Annotated in this window: 23 protein-coding genes and 3 pseudogenes; 9 read left to right on the top strand and 17 right to left on the bottom strand. The window is 61.1% G+C overall.

Annotated elements, in window-relative coordinates:
• Nucleotides 1–30: 30 nt before the first annotated feature.
• From K307_RS02920 to K307_RS02915, 3 genes are all read left to right on the top strand, one after another.
• A complete protein-coding gene (locus K307_RS02920) occupies nt 31–252 on the top strand; it encodes a DUF2188 domain-containing protein (RefSeq protein WP_042876200.1) in 222 nt (73 codons plus the stop codon).
• Between the two features lie 99 nt (nt 253–351).
• Entirely contained in the window at nt 352–483 is a 132-nt protein-coding gene (locus K307_RS50260) for a hypothetical protein (protein ID WP_268989167.1), read from the top strand.
• Nucleotides 480–1,040, top strand: a complete 561-nt coding sequence (locus tag K307_RS02915; protein ID WP_042876198.1) for a histidine phosphatase family protein — start codon at nt 480–482, stop codon at nt 1,038–1,040. Before K307_RS50260 ends, K307_RS02915 begins: the two co-directional genes overlap by 4 nt.
• Before the next feature lie 288 nt (nt 1,041–1,328).
• On the opposite strand, the gene K307_RS02910 is transcribed toward K307_RS02915, so the two are convergent.
• The 5 genes from K307_RS02910 to K307_RS02895 form a co-directional block, all read right to left on the bottom strand.
• Entirely contained in the window at nt 1,329–1,697 is a 369-nt protein-coding gene (locus K307_RS02910; protein ID WP_268989166.1) for a transposase, read from the bottom strand.
• A 147-nt stretch (nt 1,698–1,844) separates the two neighbouring features.
• Nucleotides 1,845–2,237 carry a copper resistance protein CopQ gene (locus K307_RS47345; protein WP_155301044.1) on the bottom strand — a complete coding sequence of 131 codons (393 nt, stop codon included), beginning with the start codon at nt 2,235–2,237 and terminating at the stop codon, nt 1,845–1,847.
• 361 nt (nt 2,238–2,598) lie between these two features.
• Nucleotides 2,599–2,877 carry a DUF4148 domain-containing protein gene (locus tag K307_RS48950; protein ID WP_042876196.1) on the bottom strand — a complete coding sequence of 93 codons (279 nt, stop codon included), beginning with the start codon at nt 2,875–2,877 and terminating at the stop codon, nt 2,599–2,601.
• Between the two features lie 763 nt (nt 2,878–3,640).
• On the bottom strand, nt 3,641–3,931 hold the full coding sequence (locus K307_RS02900) for a cupredoxin domain-containing protein (RefSeq protein ID WP_419187136.1): 291 nt from the start codon (nt 3,929–3,931) through the stop codon (nt 3,641–3,643).
• A 93-nt stretch (nt 3,932–4,024) separates the two neighbouring features.
• Nucleotides 4,025–4,969 (bottom strand): metallophosphoesterase family protein, encoded by a 945-nt coding sequence (locus K307_RS02895; RefSeq protein WP_042876192.1) that lies wholly within the window; start codon nt 4,967–4,969, stop codon nt 4,025–4,027.
• Between the two features lie 367 nt (nt 4,970–5,336).
• On the opposite strand from K307_RS02895, the gene K307_RS02890 reads away from it, so the two are divergent.
• Entirely contained in the window at nt 5,337–7,034 is a 1,698-nt protein-coding gene (locus K307_RS02890) for an adenylate/guanylate cyclase domain-containing protein (RefSeq protein ID WP_042876190.1), read from the top strand.
• Between the two features lie 81 nt (nt 7,035–7,115).
• Nucleotides 7,116–7,520 (top strand): VOC family protein, encoded by a 405-nt coding sequence (locus K307_RS02885; RefSeq protein ID WP_042876188.1) that lies wholly within the window; start codon nt 7,116–7,118, stop codon nt 7,518–7,520.
• A gap of 325 nt (nt 7,521–7,845) precedes the next feature.
• Here K307_RS02885 and K307_RS02880 read toward each other — a convergent pair whose 3' ends face one another.
• From K307_RS02880 to K307_RS47340, 6 genes and pseudogenes are all read right to left on the bottom strand, one after another.
• Nucleotides 7,846–8,073: a hypothetical protein gene (locus tag K307_RS02880; RefSeq protein WP_042876186.1), complete on the bottom strand. Its 228-nt coding sequence runs from the start codon at nt 8,071–8,073 to the stop codon at nt 7,846–7,848.
• A 158-nt stretch (nt 8,074–8,231) separates the two neighbouring features.
• Entirely contained in the window at nt 8,232–8,909 is a 678-nt protein-coding gene (locus K307_RS02875; protein ID WP_155301043.1) for an anti-sigma factor family protein, read from the bottom strand.
• Nucleotides 8,902–9,519 (bottom strand): RNA polymerase sigma factor, encoded by a 618-nt coding sequence (locus tag K307_RS02870; protein WP_042881166.1) that lies wholly within the window; start codon nt 9,517–9,519, stop codon nt 8,902–8,904. Before K307_RS02870 ends, K307_RS02875 begins: the two co-directional genes overlap by 8 nt.
• A gap of 168 nt (nt 9,520–9,687) precedes the next feature.
• Complete coding sequence (locus tag K307_RS02865) at nt 9,688–10,209, bottom strand: hypothetical protein (protein WP_042876183.1); 522 nt, start codon at nt 10,207–10,209, stop codon at nt 9,688–9,690.
• 19 nt (nt 10,210–10,228) lie between these two features.
• Nucleotides 10,229–10,723 carry a lecithin retinol acyltransferase family protein gene (locus K307_RS45310; protein ID WP_080745097.1) on the bottom strand — a complete coding sequence of 165 codons (495 nt, stop codon included), beginning with the start codon at nt 10,721–10,723 and terminating at the stop codon, nt 10,229–10,231.
• A 333-nt stretch (nt 10,724–11,056) separates the two neighbouring features.
• Nucleotides 11,057–11,362 (bottom strand): annotated as a pseudogene (locus K307_RS47340) (ISKra4 family transposase); the annotation flags it as partial.
• Between K307_RS47340 and K307_RS02855 the strand changes: the two are divergent.
• Nucleotides 11,355–11,867, top strand: coding sequence for a hypothetical protein (locus K307_RS02855; RefSeq protein WP_051974601.1), 513 nt, complete (start codon nt 11,355–11,357; stop codon nt 11,865–11,867). The pseudogene K307_RS47340 and the gene K307_RS02855 overlap by 8 nt on opposite strands.
• A gap of 2 nt (nt 11,868–11,869) precedes the next feature.
• Nucleotides 11,870–12,001 (top strand): hypothetical protein, encoded by a 132-nt coding sequence (locus K307_RS50255; protein WP_268989165.1) that lies wholly within the window; start codon nt 11,870–11,872, stop codon nt 11,999–12,001.
• A 61-nt stretch (nt 12,002–12,062) separates the two neighbouring features.
• Here K307_RS50255 and K307_RS02850 read toward each other — a convergent pair whose 3' ends face one another.
• Entirely contained in the window at nt 12,063–12,524 is a 462-nt protein-coding gene (locus K307_RS02850) for a hypothetical protein (RefSeq protein WP_155301042.1), read from the bottom strand.
• Nucleotides 12,525–12,622: 98 nt separating this feature from the next.
• On the opposite strand from K307_RS02850, the pseudogene K307_RS02845 reads away from it, so the two are divergent.
• A pseudogene (locus K307_RS02845) lies at nt 12,623–12,918 on the top strand (DNA cytosine methyltransferase); the annotation flags it as partial.
• 449 nt (nt 12,919–13,367) lie between these two features.
• On the opposite strand, the gene K307_RS47335 reads toward K307_RS02845, so the two are convergent.
• Nucleotides 13,368–13,769, bottom strand: coding sequence for a hypothetical protein (locus K307_RS47335; protein ID WP_155301041.1), 402 nt, complete (start codon nt 13,767–13,769; stop codon nt 13,368–13,370).
• A gap of 83 nt (nt 13,770–13,852) precedes the next feature.
• Between K307_RS47335 and K307_RS02835 the strand changes: the two genes are divergently transcribed.
• A complete protein-coding gene (locus tag K307_RS02835; RefSeq protein ID WP_042876178.1) occupies nt 13,853–14,110 on the top strand; it encodes a GlsB/YeaQ/YmgE family stress response membrane protein in 258 nt (85 codons plus the stop codon).
• A gap of 594 nt (nt 14,111–14,704) precedes the next feature.
• On the opposite strand, the gene K307_RS50840 is transcribed toward K307_RS02835, so the two are convergent.
• The 4 genes and pseudogenes from K307_RS50840 to K307_RS02825 form a co-directional block, all read right to left on the bottom strand.
• Nucleotides 14,705–15,013, bottom strand: a complete 309-nt coding sequence (locus tag K307_RS50840) for a DUF6422 family protein (RefSeq protein ID WP_419187099.1) — start codon at nt 15,011–15,013, stop codon at nt 14,705–14,707.
• Between the two features lie 621 nt (nt 15,014–15,634).
• Nucleotides 15,635–16,063: an EAL domain-containing protein gene (locus K307_RS50250; RefSeq protein WP_051974599.1), complete on the bottom strand. Its 429-nt coding sequence runs from the start codon at nt 16,061–16,063 to the stop codon at nt 15,635–15,637.
• A gap of 142 nt (nt 16,064–16,205) precedes the next feature.
• Nucleotides 16,206–16,520: pseudogene (locus K307_RS50245) on the bottom strand (EAL domain-containing protein); the annotation flags it as partial.
• Nucleotides 16,521–16,555: 35 nt separating this feature from the next.
• Entirely contained in the window at nt 16,556–17,806 is a 1,251-nt protein-coding gene (locus K307_RS02825; RefSeq protein WP_196251509.1) for a PAS domain-containing sensor histidine kinase, read from the bottom strand.
• Nucleotides 17,807–18,146 lie beyond the last annotated feature (340 nt).

The following is an 18,146-nucleotide window of genomic DNA, read 5'->3' as shown; positions in this document are numbered from 1 at the left end:
AGAGACTTTACCAACTTCAAAGAGACTGCCGTGCCAGCCTATAACATCCACGTGGTACCGGCCAATGACCGCTGGACCGTTGAAGCCGAGGGCGGACACGGCCGGGAGACATTCGACACGCAAGCAGAGGCCATCGCGGCCGGCACCAAAAGAGCCAAGCAGAAGAAGGTCGAGTTGTTCATCCACGGCCGTGACGGACAGATCCGCGCGCGCAATTCTTTGGGCAACGACCCGCGCGATATCCCTGGCTAAGGCGCCGCTCATCGGCTGCCTGGCGCAATCTGTCTGTAGGACACTGTCCGATACCTTCGCCTTCACCCCTGACCTATCACAGAGGCGTAGGGGATCAGCATGGAGATCATCATCCAACTGGGATTAGAGGCCACGCGCAGCATAGCGGAAGATCTCAAGGAAGTTCGGCCGATGAAAGAAAATTGCGGCGGTCATCGTAACGCGTCCGACCGCCATGGGAGTGAGGCATGACACCCGACCGGATCATGATTATCAGGCACGCGGAAAAGCCGGTTGGTGATGATGCTGGTCCCGGGATCGAAGCCAATGGCGCGGTGGACCCGGAGAGCCTGACCGTCCGCGGGTGGCAGCGCGCGGGTGCGTTGGCCCGGTTCTTTTGCCCGAAGGATGGGGCGTCTTCGGCGCAACGGAAGCCTGCTGCAGTGTTCGCGACGGGGAGCGGACCAGGCAGCAAGAGCAAGAGATCCATGCAGACCGTTGCGCCATTGGTTGCCCTGCTGAAGGAAACCTCGCCGGTCCATTACGTCGACAGCCATTTGAAGGACGATCGTGAGGCTCTGATGACAGAGGTACTGGCACAGCCGGGCGTCGTTCTGATTGCCTGGGAGCATAAGGTTCTGCCGTCTCTCGTGGGATGTCTTCCCGATGCTCCCGCGGTACCTGCGCATTGGCCGGATGACCGGTATGACATGGTATGGGTATTCGATCGAACGCCTCGCGGTTGGTCTTTCACGCAGTTGCCACAGCTACTGCTCGCAGGAGATTCCGCGATACCAATTTCCGCATGACGGATTGGCATAGTCCAATGCGCCATGCGGGAAGCACCCATGGTCGACCTCGACGCACAGCCCCGGGTGCGAAATTTCTTTGACGCGTCGGCCTAAGGCTTGGCTGGACGTCCCGTCTTGGATGGCGGCAGTGCAACGGCAGTTGCCGGCCAGTAGTAGTCTTCCTTGGTCCGTTGGGGAACGCGACCGCAAATGTGCGCGGAAGCGCCCTTCAAAGCGATGACAGCAATCGCCTTCTAAGCCACGATGAGACGCGTGGTTCTACTATTGATCTTTCCAATCATGACATCACCACAACGTTGCCTGAACCCAGCACGCGGCGATGATCGAAGGCCGGTGCTGAGCGCTCTTGAGTTTGTTGCGAGCGGTCGTTTGCAATTCATTGAGGTTGTCGGGGCAGAAGTTCGCAATTGCATGACGCTTGAGCCATGCCCACAGGTATTCAACGGGGTTGAGCTCGGGACAGTACGGCGGCAGGAAGGTCATGTGGATATGTCCCTCAAGGGAATCCAGATACTCGCGGACCATTGAGGCGCGATGGGGCCTGGCACCATCCCAGATGATAAGTATTCGCGCAGCTACGGTTGCAAGGGTTGCACTTACCAAACATAAGCCTACCCAGCCTACTAGGACAAACACGCTATCTCGCAAGTTCATCTTGCACTCCAATTCAGATTCTTCCAGGTCGAAAACGAGAGTTATGAAAATCCTCTCACCTCGACTCCGTCCGAAATAATCGTCAAGCGTTCTTGCCCTCGCTGAAGACATCGAACTTTCCCCTACTCCTCTCATCGCCTGGCATCGCTACGCGATCGACTTCTCGATGCTGTGTTCGGGCGGCGCCGACGGACCGGTTCGATCCCAGCCGGAAAGAGTGCGCACTGATTCTGCAGATGGGCCAGCCTGCTTGCTGGGAGCAGCCTCAGCGCCAAAGCTCAGCCCGTGATCGGGGGATGCCGATACTCCGGTGAGGTCGCGCCCCGCGACGATCCGTACGCCGTCGGCATATGGGTCAGATTTGTCGCTGCGTGTGCCGTCCACAAAGGCATTCGGCACGGCTACGTGAGAGTCGTAGCCATATTTGTCGCCTGGATGCGTGCTGTCTTTGGGCTCCGCGGCGTGGGCGAGACCAGCCGCCAAAGCAGCGGCAAAAGTACCCGCGATTAGCAGAGTCTTCAAAGGGCACAGTTTGTTCATGATCTCTCCATTCGGCTTTGACTCGGCCTTTGGGGGCGGGAATATGTCCGTTCAATGCCATCCGCAGCTCGATCGACAAGTACGTCGACGTCGCCCGGACGCCATGGGCCGGAAAGAATCGTCTTCCCAGGCGAGACTTGTGGTCTCCGATTATCGCGCCCTCCTGCCTGTCATGTGCAGTACCAGCGGACCACCAGGAATATTCCCTCTCCCACGGTGGGGCAGAGCGTCGGCGTAACGAGGCAGAGCCGCAGAAGATCCGGAGCAACCGGATCAAATATACATTTTCGATCGTGTCCACATCGCCGGAAGCCGCGTGTGTGTCCGCCGCACGCGCGTGCGGCTCATGTCGAGCACCAGTTCAGCCTCCGCCATATAGCGCGTTCAAGCGCTCCATCGTGCCATCCTTCTGTGCGCGGATCAGCTCTTGACGAACCTCTTCGCGGGTCTTGCCCATCGGAGCCGGGCGGACCGTCGTCGGCATCGCGGCCTGCCCTGCGGCTGGGGCCGCCTGCGACAGTGTGGTGCCGTTTTCGTCGGGTCCGGCAGCGACGTCCATGTCTGCGGCATACTCGTGCGCAGCCCCCAGTGCGAGGGTAGCGGCAGCAATCAAACTGAGATGTTTTATGACAATCTCCAATGCAGTTCAATCAGCAATCCAAAGTCCTGCTTCGTAAGTGTGGCGCTTTGTTGGTACGTCGCGTCGCACGAGTTGCAGGGATCTCTTCGATCCTTGTCAACCGTCCGGCGTACACTAGTCAAACCACAGCAACGTCCGTCTTATTCCCGATGCGCACCCTTGATAGCCTCCCGCGTCCCGACAGCGGTTCTGCCAATACTGCTGGGTACGCGGTAAGTCATCCGGACAGGTTGCTTCGCTGATCAGGACCCGGCACGCCTTTTCGGCTTCCATCTGCTCTTCGCGCATTTGCACGTGCGTCTTGCCACCTTGCGCCGCGGTCGGGTTAGAGGTTGTCTCAGCACACCACACGGTGCTGCGTACGCGAAGCAAAGGCTGACGTCCCGGAATTTGGGAACGTTGTGGTGGTCTAATTTCCTCGGACAGATCGATAGGAGGACAATCCGGTATCGACGAGGAAGAAAGATAGATGACAAGAAGGCGCCGACAATTTGACGCCAGCTTCAAGCTGGAAGTGGTAAGGATGGTGCGAGACCAAGGATTATCGGTCGGCGAGGTTTGCTGGTCGATGGAGCTTGGAAATAACTTGACCACTACAGATTGTCGGCAGCGGACCCCGCGATACGCGAGTTTTTCAAATATGAAGGACTTCCCCGTCCCGCGTCAACGTTGAAGTCGCCTGCCAACGAGTGACAAGATTGAGATCGCACCCATCAATCTAAACAGGAGGGGAAGTCATGTGCGGCGCCACCCGTAGAGCCACCTACTGGACGCTGATTGTCGCCTTCATATGCGGGTGTATCCCACAGAAGATCTTGTAGACACCCGGTTTATCGAATTTGAACTTGTACGTGTCGTTCTGATCGAGCGCGCTGGAGTGGAACAGACCGGCGTCGTTGACAATTGTGTGCGGTTCGCCATCGAGATTTTTCCAGGTCACGGTCGAGCCAGCTTTGATCGCTAGCGACATTGGCGAGAACATGAAATTCTTCACAACGACGACATTGGTCTCCTGCGCTTGCGCGACGGAGAACTCGAAAGCCGATGCTGCCATGAGCATCCCGACCCCGAGAGGGACGACGTAGGCGCGGCGAAAGATAGTCGTTAGCATGATATGGGTCCTGGTTGGTGAGCAGTGTGTGGAACTTCAGGCGAGCGTCGTGTCGGCAAGCGTCGCTGTCAGCGGGTGGCGCATGATCTTGATGCTGGTCACGCCAAGCATCCGGGGAAGCTGATCGCTCGGCACCGTCAGCGGCATGGGTCCGGGACCTTTGCCGGCCGTCGGTTGCGGATAGGCCGTCGAGCGCGCCGTATGGAAAGTGATATTGCCTTCCACCTTCGACACAATCTGGTGAATATGGCCGTTTAAGACCGTGACCGAACCGAAGCGCTTCAGATAGCTCATTGCCTCGCCGGCATCGCCGGTGCCCCAGCCCCACGGTTGGTAGATCGTCCACATTGGCATGTGCGCGAAGACGACGATCGGCGTGCTGGATGAGCGATTCTTCAGATCGGCTTTCAGCCAGGCGAGTTGGTCATCGCCCAAGCCTCCCAAACCGTTCGGCTTGAAATGCATCACGTTGACCAAGCCGACAAAGTGGACGCCGCTGTGGTCGAAGCTGTAGTAGCCCCTATTGCCAGAGGCTTGACCAAAACGGTTGAAGTATTCCGTCCCAGGCCCATCGGTCACATCATGCTCACCAGGTACGGTATGCAACTCGGTGATATTCAGGCCCGACATCAATTGGGCCGCGTTATCGAACTCTTCCGCCTTGGAAAGATGCGTAATGTCGCCCGTGTGAATCGTCAGCGCCGGCTTGATCGGCATGGCGTTGACGTAGTCGATGGTTTGCTTGAGCGTGCCCGCGACGTCGGGATTGGCTTCCTTGTTGAAGCCAATATGGGTGTCGCTGATCTGCAGGAAAAGGGGGACCCCAGCGGCAACTGAAGGGTCCTTCCCTGAGGCGGCAAGGGCCAATTCCACCGGCGCGAAAACACCGCCGGCCAAGACAAAGACGGTCCCCGCACCACCGAAGGCGAGACACTTCAACGCGCTGCGGCGCGACGGATCGGATGGAAGATCTAATGACATAATGCCCTCACGATTAAGGTTAGAGAGGTAGATCGACAGACTATCCGACGGGCCTCTCGATTGGGTTCAAGTGCTAGACTGTCAGGCCATCCGTTTTATTCCACCGTAAGCACCGCACAGCGTCGGCCAGGAAGCAGGATGCGCACGCAGGTCCGTTATGAAGCCGTGCAGTTCAGCTTCGCCGGCATTGGTAATTGCCCAGTAATTCATTCCTGCGGCACTCTGGTGGCCGAGGTGATAACTCGCTGCCCGTATAGGTGAAGCACGGTGCACGCGTAGTGGCTCGGTCAAACATAGATGTTGATCGGGTGCAGCTTGTAGCGATGGGTAATCAAGACTGGCGCATCGAGAGCCTGGAGAGTCGAGCATGTCGCGCTTTCCCTATCTTCAACGATTGCGGCCGGCGGGTGTCCGAACGGTCCGGCTGGCCACCGGATTGGTGTTGTTCACTTACGTAGGGACGCACCTCCTGAATCACTCGCTGGGGAATATCTCGCTCGCATGGCTGGAGCGTGATCTGCTTGTGCAGAAGTTCATCTGGCAGGGATGGCTCGGAACGGCCGTGCTGTACAGCGCGCTGGTGACGCATTTCTTCCTGGGTCTGTGGGCTCTATACGAACGGCGCTCGCTGAACTGGACGCCAGGTGAGGTGGCGCAGCTCGTCCTGGGCTTGTGCATACCGCCGCTGCTAGCCAACCATGTTGTCAATACGCGGGTCGCCTTTGCCGCGTTCGGCCTGAACAAGGGTTACGCACAGTTGCTGTACTCGTTCTGGATCACCTCACCGTTCTTCGGTCGTGTGCAGCTGATGCTGTTGGTGGTCGCCTGGCTGCACGGGTGTTACGGCATCTGGTTCTGGTTGCGGTTGAAGCCATGGTTTGCGGCGTGGCGGAGCGTGCTGCTGACCATCGCCGTGCTGCTCCCGGTGCTCGCGCTGCTAGGCTTCTTGCAGGGCGGACGGGAAGTGATGGCGCTTGCACAGGATCCTGTCTGGCGCGCAGCGGCGACCCGGCCGACGATCATCGGAACAGATCTGCAAAATCTCTGGCTCATCGAGCTGCGCAACGACTTTTTGCTCTTCGCTGGTGGTGCTCTGCTGCTGGTGCTCGCAGCGCGGCTGGTGCGCACGGTGCGGGAGCGCCGAGTTGGGCGCGTCTGCGTGCTGTATCCGGACGGACGAAAGGTATTCGCGCCGCTCGGATTTTCGGTTCTCGAGGCCAGCCGCATGGCCGGCGTTCCCCATGCCAGCACCTGCGGCGGCCGCGCCCGATGCACGTTGTGCCGGGTACGCGTGCTCAGCGATGTGCCGCTGCCCGCGCCGGCCGAGGCAGAGCGGCGCGTTCTGGAGCGGCTGGGAGCGGATTCGCAGACAGTGCGCCTCGCCTGCCAGTTGCGGCCGACCCACGACCTCTCCGTGTGGCCACTGGTGCCACCGGCTGCATCCACAGCCTTCTTGCAACGGCGCCAGTGGGACGTCATGCCGCATGAGCAATTCGCGGCGTTCATGTTCGTGGATATGCGGGATTCCACAAAGCTTGCGGCGGCACAACTACCGTTCGACAGCCTATTCGTGGTCAGTCGCTTCTTGAGTGCGGTCTGCTCCGCAGTAGTCCATGCGGGCGGCGTGCCAAACCAGTTCCTGGGGGACGCAGTGCTCGCGATCTTTGGCTTAAGCGGCGAGCCGTCCGCCGCTTGTCGTCAGGCGCTAAGCGCGGTGCCGCTGGTGGCAGCCAGCATTGACGAACTCAACGATGTGCTCGAGCAGCAGCTGCAGACCAGGATCCGGTTTGGCATTGGATTGCACTGCGGCCGGGCGGTAATGGGACAGATTGGTTTTCGCGAGCATGTCGCGTTCACTGCGATTGGTGACCCGTTGAACGTGGCCTCGAGACTTGAGCAGTTGACAAAAGAGCTCGCTTGCGAGGCGATTGTCTCAGAACAGGTCTTCCAGCATGCCGGCGTTTTGGCCGCCGACCTGCCGCAGCTTTCCGCACGCCTGCGAGGCCGCGATGACCCGGTGACTGTCCGCGTGCTGTCCAAGGCGGCGCAGATGCCTCGGGCCTGACTACACCCTCTTCGGCACGGCCGCCCGTGGCGCCGCTGACCGTGACCGCGCGGACGTGCTGCCAGCTAAACTAGGAATAACATGACCATACCCACCTCCAAGTTGCGGGTTGCCAGGCCAACAGACAACATCAAGGCGCTCTTGCCGTTTTATCGCGACGGCCTGGGTCTGCATGTCATCGGGGAGTTCGAAGAACATGAGGGCTTCGACGGACTCATGCTTGGCGTCCCTCAGGGCCCCTATCACTTTGAATTCACACACCACCGGGGTCACCGCGCAGGGCGGGCGCCGACGCAGGACAACCTTGTCGTGTTTTATATTCCAGACCACGGGGCGTGGCAGGCGGCAGTCGAGCGCATGCGGCAAGCGGGCTTCGAGGCCGTGCCGTCGCGCAACCCTTACTGGGACCGGGAGGGGCTCACTTTCGAGGATCCGGACGGCTACAGGGTGGTACTTCAGCAGGGGGCCTGGAAAGATGGTCTCTGAGGGTTGGGCTATGCAGTGCGTTGCTGCAACAGTAGGTCCGGTGTCCTTGTTGCACTTGGTCGCAGCCGAAGGGTGTAAGTGTGCAATCGGAAGGTGGAAAGCGCGGCGCAGGTTGATGCCTCCTCAGGGACGCCGCAATCTGGGCACGTCCTCGTGCACGCATAGCTTCGTCCCCGATGACTTCAATCGCTCCGCCACGGTGCGCTCCGTGCGCAATCCGCCGCCCAGGTACAGGCCGCCGTTGTGGAAGAACGTGACCGTTCGGCACGCCGCACAGGATCCCACGACAGCGGTTACCGTGCGGCGGCGGCACAAAAGCAGCATTTCAGGCGTGAGTGCCGTCGGTGAACGGATCGCGCGGGTCCGTGACCCTCTCGCCGTCCGTGAAGACATCGAATTTGCCTGTCTTCGCGCCATTGGTAAACGGATCGCGAGGCCCGGCAACGTGGGTATTGCAGTCGGCGCAGGTATTGTCGGTGCGACCAGCGAAGGCATAGGATTGGCCTGCGAAGGATGCCAGCGCAGCGGCAGCCAGCGGAATCAGGAATTTCATGACAATCTCCAGATGCGGTAAGTCCAGGGTCCGAGGCACAGAGCGTGTCGCCACGGAGACTGTGCCTAGGTGCTGCACGACGCTCTGTCTCCGTGGCGATCCAGGATTCCCTCGGAACAGGTGCGCCGTGCATCAGTAAAACGCTGGCGGCGCGCGGTTTATTCCTGCTCGCCTTGCGTGGCTCGCAGCGCTTGTACAAAGGCATGCAGGTGCGCGGGCTCCGCATCGGTGATGGCCCAGAAGTTCATGCCGTCCTGGTGCCAGCGGGCAATCGCGTATCCGTCAGTGGAAAAGCTTGCCGCTGCCGATGCGCCGTTCGTCGCCGGCAGGATGTAGAGATCGATCGGATGGTTCTGGTAGCGGTAGATCAGTACACCAACGGTGCGGCGGTCGATATAGTCCACCCGGCCGCCAGCCAGCGGAAAGCCCTTCGGCGCAAGGTCAGTGACCGGCGGCGCATAGTCGAGCCGGCCGTTGAACCACGGCTTGACTGTGTGCTGATCGGTAGATACCACATCGATCGGATGCTGCGACAGCAGTGCGCGCACGTGGCTCGATACGATCGCCTGACCCAGTGCATCGGCCTGCGGCGGCCGCACCAGGATGAGCGCGCCGAACACCAGCGCCGAGGCCGCCACCCCGGCAAGGCCGCCACCGGCCCAGGCCAGCACGCCGCTGGAGGAAAGCATGGGCCATGCGAAGCGGGCCATGCGGGGACGCGGTTCGCGCGGCAGCCTTGCCAGCACGCGCGCAGGCAGATGCGCCGGCGCACGGTGATAGAGCGATCCGTCATGCAGCATGCCGTGCAGCGAGTTTTCCATCGCATCATCATTCATGATTCGCTCCCGTCGAATGACCCCGCACCGGCACCTGCCGGCGCGCGATGCCGTCAATGCCGCCGCGCACCCTCGCCTGCTCGGCGCGCACCGCCGCGCAGAGCAGGTGACGTGCGCGCGCCAGGCGCGACATCACGGTGCCGATCGGAATGTCGGCAACCAGGGCGATATCGCGATAGCTCATGTCTTCGAGCTCGCGCAGGACAAGCACTTCGCGATAGACGACCGGCAACCGTTCGAGCGCGCGGTGGACCAGTTCCACATCGTCGTGGCGCACCGCTAGCGTTTCGGGATTGCTGCCGATATCGTCGATCCACCCCGGCAATCGCTCGTCGCCATGCAGCGCTTCGTCGTACGGCGTGTTATCCGCTGCATCGCGCCGCCTGCGCCATTCGCTGAACCACGTGTTCCTGACGATGGCCAGCAGCCACGCGCGCGCATTGTCGCCGTGAAAGCCGTCAAAGAACCGGAACGCACGCAGGTAGGCATCCTGCACGATATCGTCCGCATCGCTTGCACTGCCGCTCAGCCAGCGCGCGAGGTTATAGGCCGCGTCTAGATGCGGCAACGCCACTTTCGCGAAGCGGCTGGACTTGTCGGTTGCGATCACGGTGCTCTCCTGTCCCAGGCCCATGTAAAACCGCCTGACACCGCGATTTATTCCCGACGCCGCGAAATTTTTTCGGAGTTCGTTCCGGGAATAAATCTCGGCGCCAGGCGGTATACGGGGCGGCGGAGTACGGCGCCAGGACGAGCCCATGGCGCGCGTTGGCATGGTCTATGACTCCATCAGAAAATCCGGAATCACCTGGGTGAGGCGCAGGACACCAGCAGGATCGAAACAGAAATTCATCGTCGCGTACTCCAGGCCGTCTTGTGCGAACCGGTAGCCCCAGACCTCGCGGTGCATGCGCGGAAAGCGACTTATCTCAGCAGGCTTCCCGAAGCGAGTCAGGACATCGCGCGTGGTCCATTCGCCGATCCTGGCCCGGCCGAACTCCTCCGCGCTCAGCATCTGCCGGACGCCGACGACCCGCCCGTCGGGACCGATGTCGGCGGCCCATCTGGTCTCGCCGGGCGCGGGATAGAGCCAGCGCCGGAAGCCATCGGGAAATTGAAAAATCTCGCGCGGCGCACCCAGCCGGGCCTGAAGCTCTTCCTCGCTGGCGCCTGGCGCCACAGCTTGCCATGCCGGGCTCGCGCAGCCGGCTGCCAAGGCAACTGCCGCCAGCATGAGAAGGCGGCTTGCAAGGCGCGGGCGTGGCCGCCGGGCGGGCTTAATCGGAAGATGGTGACTCATGATGGGTCTCCGTCAGGAATCATAAAGAGAGCTGCCAGCCGGGATGCACAAGCGCAGCACCGGGACGTGATGCCGAGGGCCCGCATTGCTGAAATGCCTTACAGAGCCTGACAGCACCCAGCAGCGCCGATCGCGGTTGGGCAAGCCAGGCCTGTACCTGTTTGCTGCGGCTCTCGCCGCACAGGCACCAGGCACTGAAATGCTCGCAATTGTTGGTCAGCAGGCGGTAGCGGTCCTCATTCAATCGGGAGCGCGCCCGCCGCACGACTTCGTGGCTCGGGTAGACAGGCGCCTGGCTGGCGTCGATCCAGACCTGCTGGCCAGCCGCGAACCCCGCGAGGTCCACCTCCTCCTCCAGCCCGGGATGCAGGCTACGGAGGTAGCCGGCGTAATGCACGACCTCGCCGCGGACGTGCACGCAGCAACGCAGCAGGGATGACCGAACAGCGCCACCAGGTGAACCGTGTCTTCCCGCGCCGCGACGCACCCGCCGCGCGGCTGCCACCCAGTTCATGTAGATTCTGCCCGGGGCGTCCGCCACTGCGTGCCGGCACCTGTATAACTGCAACTCGAGGGAAGTTATTCGAGCAAACTCGGCCTATATCGCAACCTGGAGGTTCCCTTCAGGCTGAACGCCGGAAGCGTAGCGGTCAATGAACGTTCGAGCCCGCGCCAGGCAGTGGCTCCATTACGGCGGTGATTTGCTGACGCCTTTATGCCGAAGATTCGCCGGCGCCGTTACGCCGGTGATTCCCTGGCGGGCATTGTCAACTTGACGTGCCTGGGCGCAGTTGTAGCCCGAACTGACAAAGGCTCAGAAGGGGGACCGCGCCAAACCGGAGGCCGACTAAGCGGCAATGTGGTGGTCTTCTTCACCGGCGATGGAGGGATACCATCGTTCAACGTACGACCGGAGCTGGTTATTGAGCACGGCCGTTCGGATTTGTAGAAGATTGTGCGCGTGCCAAGGCCGCCAGGCCATCTGTTGCCGTTTGACGAATTGCTTGCTGACCACCTGATTGACGGCCGACTCGACGAACCCTGATGCAATGGGCTCCCCATACCGATAGCGGTCACCGTAGTTCACGATGAAGTGCCGGTTGTTGTTCAGGTAGACGATGAATTCCTCGAGTTTGCCGAGGAGCTTGGCCTCTCAGCTCGGCCTTCCGGGCTACAACGGTCTGATCATGAAGATCGTGCGTGCCCACGTGGACTCGCATGTGGGCAACGTGCTGGCGAAGCACGTCGAGAAGCAGATGTCGAAACTCCTCGAGCCCGCACCGGCCGAGATCAAGCTATCGGAGCTCATCAATGACTTTATCGAGCGCAACAAGCCAGACGGCTGCGAGTGTGGAGGCTCCGACCAGATCACCCTGCACATCGAGGAGTCGCGCTACGCCAGCCGGTGGATCGGGCTCGACAAGGATGAAGGCAAGAGCGAGTACTCGTGCGAAATCCGATTCGCGGTGTGTGAAAGCGACGGCAAGATCTTCGGGCTTCGCATCGATGGCCAGGAGGCCGACAAGACTCTCTTCATCGGCCCAATCTATGGCTTCGAGCGAAGCCCGTTTCAGATGTATGCGGCCGGCACCAAGCTCATCATCGACGGCGACTGCGCCGAAGACTTCGACACCTACTACCCCGGCCGAGAGGACTGACGGTGGTCAGCCTGGTCTACCTAGTCGTCATGGCGCTCGCCTTCCTCGGCGCAGTCGCCCTCGGCACCCATTCCAACTACCGCTGGATGAAGCAGCAAGCAGAGGAGTCCCTCAGTGATGACAAACTCCGTTGAACGCCTGACTGGCATCGGACCAAGTCATTTTTGTAGCGCCGTAAAGTCACGGGCTGGCGCGTCAATCCTTGTTACGGTCTCCGCCGCGACCGTTGCCACCGTCGGCATCACGATTCCGCCCGCGGTCTTCACCGCGGTTACCGCCACGGCCATTTCCCCGGTCCTCGCCACGCTCGCCTCGTCGGTCCCGGCCGCGATTCTCCGCTCGTTCATCGCCGCGATTCCATCCGCGCTTCTCGCCGCGGTTTTCGCCTTGATCTCCACTACGGTTCCAGCCGCGGTTGTCACGGTCGTTCCAATCACGACCCCTGTTTCGCTTCTCGTCCCGGTCCCAGCCTCGATCCCAGTCACCGCCCCACTTTCGGTTGCCGCCGTAGTACCTGCCGCCGTCCCAATCGGAGTAACCGCCGCCGTAGATGGGGCGCGAATAACCGCCGTGGTAGTAGCCGTCATCGTAGGGAGCGACGGCGCAGCCGGTGAGAAGTGCTGCCGTGGCCACGGTGAGCACAAGAAGGGGTTTCATGGTGACCTGCGTTTGCCGTTGGCTAATTTGCCGCAAGGATACCGACGGCCACCTCCCCCAGTTGTAAGAAATCGTGTCCCACTGCGCGAGGTCGCAGCATGATCCGCGACCAGTTTCTGCTCGACATCGCTCCCGAGATCATCATCGGCGGCGTCGGCGCCAGCTGCGGCATCGAACTGGCGCTCGGCCGACACGTCGACATTGCCATCAACCACGACCCTGAGGCCGTGGCCATGCACGCTATGAACCACCCGCAGACCGAGCACCACTGTGAGGCGCCTGGGACGTTGACCCGCTCGATCTGGTGAAGGGTCGTCCCGTCGGCCTCGCCTGGTTCAGCCCGAACTGCAAGCACTTCAGCAAGGCCAAGGGCGGCAAGCCGCGGGGCAAGAAGTAGCCGCCGTCGATGCCAACGGCGCGCACCGAGCTCGGGTCGCTGACGCCCGGGACATCTGCGACGATTGATTTCAACGCACCGGCGGCGCCGGCAGCCGCTTCATGACCCGGCCGGTGCTGCGGCTCATCTCCGGGCCGCCGGCGTCGTCCAATCCACCGCCGTTGGCTCTGGTGCAAAGCCTCGAGCTGCTTGATAGTGCGAGCGGGGCTACGATCGTAGCCGTGCCTCAGACATTTTTCGCGACCGGCAACTGACGCGCACTTGATACGCGGAGCCTGTCTCCCCACCTGGCGAGGCAGGCGTTCTTTTTTTGGGTGGAGTCGGCGGCCCGCCCGCCGTTACAGCGTCCAAAGGGCGCAGGATCAACGAGGAGCAGTTCCTCCCTGTCGATGCGGGCGGCTCGGCCCGTCTGTCCTTGCCATGCAGAACCACCGGTCGAACACACATTAGATGACGGAATCCGCGCCTGCATACCAACGGCGCCGCCGCGCGCTGGTCATCAGTCTGTCGAAATCGCTGCGGCCAATGTCGTCTTGCACGACCACTTCGCCGTCGAGAATGGTTTGCGGGGGCAGGCTGGCCAGGACCTGCGCCACCTCGGGAAACCAGGTCGTCGCGTCGGCGCCGCCCTTCGTCTTCATTCTTACCGGGCCGGTGGCGGCCATCATCCGGATCCCATCGTGCTTCACCTCGTAGATCCAGTTGCCGGCCCGAGGCAGGGCGTTCGCTGGGTGAGCAGCATCGGCTGAAGCTCGTCGAGGGTCGGCGTAGGCTGCCCCTGTTAGGGCTTCGGCAACGGCGTCCGCGTGGAAATCATTCCAACACGCGCGGATCGTGACCGGCCGCATTACGAAATCCGCTATGCTTCGCGGCAGCCGCGCTGGTGCAACCGTCGGTGCGGCCAAGTAACCTCAACTCTAACGACGGATACATGGCTACCAAAGAAAGCTTAATTGTCTTGCTCGTGATCGGCGGCATTGCCGGCTGGCTGGCGGGTGTGCTGATGAAGGGCCGCGGCTTAGGCCTGCTGATGGACATTGTCCTGGGCGTGGCAGGCGCCTTCCTCGCCCATTGGCTCGCGGCTAAGCTGGGCATCCACGTCGGCAAGGGGTGGATCGGCTCGCTGATCACGGCCACCGTGGGGGCCGCGCTGATCCTGGTCGTAACTCGGGGGATCACGCGCGGGTAAGCGTAGACTGGTCGGCAGCCGTACCGCAGCAATGTGTTACGGCTACGCGACCGCTCGGAGAAGCGAATTTGCCACCACGAATTACCGGCCGGCGACTCGGGCGTAGGTCAAGCGGAAAATAGAGCCTCTCAATCGTCACACGCTGCCGCTCCGTCCAGGCAGGCTTGCGCGAAATGGAAGGGACTCGGGCCCCCATATGGTCTTCCGCATTCCGCGCAACAAAACAGATTGTCCAGTAGGCGCGCATTGATCTGGGCTCTCCCGCGTCACGGACGAGCAGTTCCTCTCTGCCGCTGACTGACATACCGAACCCAGAAATCGGCCAACCGTCGTCCCCCCCAAGCTCGATGTAGGTCGTGGTCGGCCGCTCGCAAAAAGCGGTCACCGCGGGATCGGCTTCCAGCGTTTGCCAGTGGTCAAGCGTCGGGTAGGAGTAGAGCCGTAGCCTGCGATTCAGCTTGACGCTAAAGGCCTCCAGCCGCCGTGTTTCGAAAGGCCGTGAGGTTTGACCCCACTGCTGACTTATATGCCCGCCCTGACCCAGAGCTGACGTTAAAGCGGTCGCCACCTTGCCTCTCCGTCTACCTGTTCATGCTACGTGGAGAAATGCTTTGAAGGTGGATGGCCGCAACTCCGCAAGGGGATGGGCGTGGCGATCGGATCGACGGTGATCCGCGTCAAACAGGGCCCACCATCGCCCGTGTACTTTCTACATGGGCAATCGCCGGAGCCCTCTATGTGTGCATGACACGGTGTCCCGAACCCGAACCCGTCATCAGGTACCCCCGCTTGCGCTAGCATCGCGGCGGCTTCGTTCCGCGCATTGATAATCAAAAACGCAGCCTTTTCTAGGACTTCCGATTGTTCGGGCGTAAGATTTTCCGGAGGTGAATACTTCGGCATTTGTCACTCCTTGAAACTGCTCTTGCCAAATTATCAAGTCGCACAAGCAAGCATGCCACGCTCGGGGCGGCGCACGCGAGCGCGCCCGGGCAATGAGTCGAGCGTAGAAGAGGGTCACCAAAACGCAACTGCACGCCGTTTCAGACTGATCTGCACGGCATTTTCGGGTTCGACGCCCGCTTGCCGCGCCAGGTGTCCCGTCTCAAAGTTGATGGGGCCAATCACAGATAAATCAAGGGGTTACGCAGCACTGTTCCGAACCAACTGGGCTGAATTCTCACAGTAAGCGGGTAAATGGTCCGACACGGCGCACTGCCAAAAGCGGGTTGGCCCCGGTCGGCGACGGTCTCGAACATGTCCCCCGGCACGTTCAAACCTGCTCTACAGATCGAAAGTGAATCGGTCATCGGCGCCGCCAATCGCAACCGTCGGTTACGACCGGATTGCCGCACGTCGAGGTCCCTTCCCGGCCAAGAAGCGTCACTCACACGCACCGTTGTTTTGGACGTTCAGGCGTCGGTTCCACCCAGCAAGCGGTCATTCAATTCGCGATGTTGAATGTTGCTTCATTGGCCATTGCCGCCGTTGCAGGTCGAGGGCCCATGAGGCTTCCTTTGCATATTAGGGTGCGGAATCCCGAAAGTCATTTGTGGTTCCGTATCCGACTTTTGATACCGGCACGCCGTGCGCACGCTCGCCTAGCCAGGGGCGCAAGGACGAAAGCGCCATCGGCCGGCCGAAGAGATATCCTTGCGCAAGGCGTATTCCCTTGGTAATAAGCCGAGCCCGCTGGTCCTCGGTTTCCACGCCCTCGGCTATTACCGTGAGGTCCAACGCCCTCGCGAACTCGACGATCACGTCAATGACCTTGGTACTGACTCTATCTCCTGACCCGGCTTGGACGTAACTCTGGTCAAGCTTGATGACATCGAGATCGAACGTCTTGAAATACGCGAGACTGCAGTACCCCGTGCCGAAGTCGTCGATTGCCAGCTTCAGCCCCCGCGCCTTTGCACGCTTGACTTCGCTGCGCTGGGGCTCGCTCAGCACAATCGCATTGCGTTCGGTTAATCTCGAGTAGGGGTGTCACGTTGGCGCTTAGCAGGTCGAACACAGGCGAGTCGTCGGCCCAGAACGCACGATCGGCGAAGTGCTCGCCGGTGACGTTGAACGCCACGTGGAATGTCGGCGGGAGCGTCAGTTGCGACAGGTCACGCACAACTTGTGGGATTAGGGTTCGCGTCAGCGCCACCGCCATCCGTCGTTGTTCGATAACGGAGATGAAGGCGCCCGGCTCGAGCAGGCCGCGACGCGGATGCTGCCAGCGGGTCAGCACTTCGACGCCGAGGCACGCCCCCAATTCAAGGTCGATCACCGGCTGATAGTACGGAATGAACTCGCCATTTCGCAGGCCCCGGCGCACATCCGTCGCAGAAGACTTGCGCAGTGTCCGCAACAGCCGTGCCCCATGGCCTCGGAACCCGCCAGCTAAGGTACGCCTTAGCATCCTTGCCAAGACCGATGCTTCGCCACGCCCGCTTCTCACGCTGCCGCTGGTAGGTAAAGGGTGACGGACGTACCGCGCCCGGCCTCAGTATCCAGCACAATTTCGCCGCAGTGCTGCAGTACGATCTGCCGCACGATGGTCAGCCCAAGACCCGTGCCACTCGGCCCGCCAGGCCGGCCGGCTCGGTAAAAACAGTTGAACGCCATGTGTGCTTCTTCCTGCGTCATGCCGATACCCTCGTCAAGGATGCAAATCGAGACCTTGTCGCCGGCGTCAGCGGCGGCGATCACGACTTCGACTGCGCTTTGCGGTGCTGAATACTTGAGGGCGTTGTCGATCAGATTGCGGATGGCGCGTTCAAGCTGTTGCCAATCGCCCATAGCGATGACCGGCTCACGCGCTGCCACTATGCGTATCCGCCGCTCTTCCGAGAACGCGTTGGCGACCACACTATGGGCGAGCGAGATCATGTCGACTTCCTGCATCTCGGCTTGTCCCGTGCTACGCGCTTCGATACGTGCCAGGTCAAGCAGGTCGGAGAGTATTGCGTTGATCTGCGCTGCGCGGCAGCGCAGCGCTTGGTAGATGCGTGGCCGCTTTTCCTGCGGGACCGTGTTTTCCGCCAGCAACTCGGCGTAGCCCGCAACGCTCGCCATGGGTGACTTGAGTTCGTGCGCGACTGTCGACACGAAATGGGATTTCATCCGTTCGTGCCGGATGCGATCGGTCATGTCTCTTAGCACCAGCACCGTGCCATTTCCGTCGGCTGCATGAACCAGGCGAACCTCGTAGGCTGGCGAGTCGGGCACGTCGAACTCGATCAGCGCTGCAAAATCCGTCGCGGCGCTGGTGCGGTCCAGCTCAGCGAGCAGTTCGGCTGCGCTGCAGCCATGCCGCGAAGGCTGTCGCCCGCGATAGAGCAACTGGACGAATGCGCGATGTGTGGCGCCGCGCAGTTGGCTCAGCGATACGCCCAGCATGTCACACAAAGCATCGTTGGCTTCATCAACGACCCCGTCGTGCCGAAGTGCGGCGACACCGTCGGGCATCGCTTGGAATAACGTGCGCAGCCGCTCCTTCTTTTTCCTCAGACCGTCGCTGATGACCGCCTCCCGCTCGGCCAGAGCCGCGAGTTCATACATTGTCCGAGCCTGTGTAAGGTGCAAGCGCACGATCAGGAGGAAGGAAATCAGTCCGAAAAGCACGATGATCGTCAACGAGCGCTGACTGATATTGGAAAGGGATTCGCGAGCACCGTCACCTACGGTTGCAAGAATGCGCCACAACGCAACTGCGCCCCAGAGGCAAGTGAATAGAGCGATCGCCGGCCAAAACCGCCGGCTCCTGGAACCTGCCGCTGCTGTCGCAGCCGGCCGGTAAAAGCGCAATTTCATAGGCACCGAAGAAGCAAAGCAGCAAGACCGCCGAGCGATTCGCAGGGTGGTGCTTCGGCACAGATATCAACAGCACTTCATTTGCCAGGTTCTGTTTCCACACAGATTTGCCTTTACCGTGCCAGTCGCCCAGGCTATCGACGTAGGGTGCACCGAAGAAAACCTGACACCGATCGCCAGGTTGTCGAGGGACTATCATATTTGCGTTTATTCTTGGCAAGAAGTTGTGTTT

Source organism: Cupriavidus necator A5-1 (assembly GCF_000744095.1).
In the GTDB taxonomy this organism is placed as follows: Bacteria; Pseudomonadota; Gammaproteobacteria; order Burkholderiales; family Burkholderiaceae; genus Cupriavidus; species Cupriavidus necator_A.
Note: the sequence above shows the minus strand (reverse complement) of the source record. Positions and strands in the feature narration are given on the sequence as shown.

Bases quoted from the DNA above. Each gene is read 5' to 3' on its own strand.
- K307_RS45310 (WP_080745097.1), bottom strand. From the start codon at position 10,723: ATGAACTGGGTGGCAGCCGCGCGGCGGGTGCGTCGCGGCGCGGGAAGA.
- K307_RS02910 (WP_268989166.1), bottom strand. From the start codon at position 1,697: ATGAACTTGCGAGATAGCGTGTTTGTCCTAGTAGGCTGGGTAGGCTTA.
- K307_RS02890 (WP_042876190.1), top strand. From the start codon at position 5,337: ATGTCGCGCTTTCCCTATCTTCAACGATTGCGGCCGGCGGGTGTCCGA.
- K307_RS02850 (WP_155301042.1), bottom strand. From the start codon at position 12,524: ATGAAACCCCTTCTTGTGCTCACCGTGGCCACGGCAGCACTTCTCACC.
- K307_RS02900 (WP_419187136.1), bottom strand. From the start codon at position 3,931: ATGGCAGCATCGGCTTTCGAGTTCTCCGTCGCGCAAGCGCAGGAGACC.
- K307_RS50260 (WP_268989167.1), top strand. From the start codon at position 352: ATGGAGATCATCATCCAACTGGGATTAGAGGCCACGCGCAGCATAGCG.
- K307_RS02895 (WP_042876192.1), bottom strand. From the start codon at position 4,969: ATGTCATTAGATCTTCCATCCGATCCGTCGCGCCGCAGCGCGTTGAAG.
- K307_RS02915 (WP_042876198.1), top strand. From the start codon at position 480: ATGACACCCGACCGGATCATGATTATCAGGCACGCGGAAAAGCCGGTT.
- K307_RS02875 (WP_155301043.1), bottom strand. From the start codon at position 8,909: ATGAATGATGATGCGATGGAAAACTCGCTGCACGGCATGCTGCATGAC.
- K307_RS50840 (WP_419187099.1), bottom strand. From the start codon at position 15,013: ATGCCGAAGTATTCACCTCCGGAAAATCTTACGCCCGAACAATCGGAA.
- K307_RS47335 (WP_155301041.1), bottom strand. From the start codon at position 13,769: ATGCGGCCGGTCACGATCCGCGCGTGTTGGAATGATTTCCACGCGGAC.
- K307_RS47345 (WP_155301044.1), bottom strand. From the start codon at position 2,237: ATGAACAAACTGTGCCCTTTGAAGACTCTGCTAATCGCGGGTACTTTT.
- K307_RS02880 (WP_042876186.1), bottom strand. From the start codon at position 8,073: ATGAAATTCCTGATTCCGCTGGCTGCCGCTGCGCTGGCATCCTTCGCA.
- K307_RS02835 (WP_042876178.1), top strand. From the start codon at position 13,853: ATGGCTACCAAAGAAAGCTTAATTGTCTTGCTCGTGATCGGCGGCATT.
- K307_RS02885 (WP_042876188.1), top strand. From the start codon at position 7,116: ATGACCATACCCACCTCCAAGTTGCGGGTTGCCAGGCCAACAGACAAC.
- K307_RS02865 (WP_042876183.1), bottom strand. From the start codon at position 10,209: ATGAGTCACCATCTTCCGATTAAGCCCGCCCGGCGGCCACGCCCGCGC.